The organism is Mycobacterium sp. KBS0706 (assembly GCF_005938675.2).
Taxonomy (GTDB): domain Bacteria; phylum Pseudomonadota; class Alphaproteobacteria; order DSM-16000; family Inquilinaceae; genus Inquilinus.
Genome location: NZ_VCCH02000323.1, coordinates 1 through 665 on the forward strand (window position 1 = coordinate 1; position 665 = coordinate 665).

The 665-nt window shown below is 64.7% G+C and carries 1 protein-coding gene; it reads right to left on the reverse strand.

Translation table 11 applies throughout. The features are described from left to right. Window positions 1-550: IS701 family transposase (locus FFK22_RS42070; RefSeq protein ID WP_143957032.1), on the reverse strand; the 550-nt coding region annotated here is incomplete at its 3' end. Between the last annotated feature and the right edge of the window lie 115 nt (window positions 551-665).

The following is a 665-nucleotide window of genomic DNA, read 5'->3' on the forward strand; positions in this document are numbered from 1 at the left end:
CAGGCTTGCTCTTGAAGGAAACCGTCGCCGGTACCCGAGCCTTGGCCCGTCGGTCGGCATCCGCCGCCCAGTCTTCCGGCAGATAGAGCCGATACGCCACCGGCAGGCTGGCCGCGTGGTTGGCGACCGACAGCGTCACCGCGATGTGGCAGTTGTCCTGCTTGCCGAGTTGCCCGCAATACTGCCGCGTCACCCCGACCGAATGCCGCCCCTTCTTGGGAAATCCTGTGTCGTCGATGATCCAGGCCTCGATCGGCCCGTGCCGCTCAATCGAGGGCAAGACCAGGTCGCGCACCTTGGCCAGAACCCGCTCGTTCGACCACGGCGCCTGACCCACGAAATGCAGCAGCGACTGGTGCTGCGCCGGGACCCGCGCCGGCGCCGTCACCGCCGCCAGCGGCTCCGCGCTCTTGCGCTCCGCCGGCATCAAAAGCCCCAGGCAGTAATCCCGCAACGGTCCCACCCGATCCGCATGACCGATCGCGCCCGATAACGCCGCGACATAGGCCGCAAACCGCCCTTCGCTGTCCTCACTCGCCGTGACGTCCATCTCCCTTCGCCTCGCTGCAGACCTCCCAACAATCTACAGCCTATGGTATCTCTCTATCCCACAATCAACCACATCCTGTGACTTTGTGACTCAGTAAGATTAGGTCGGCAGCCTT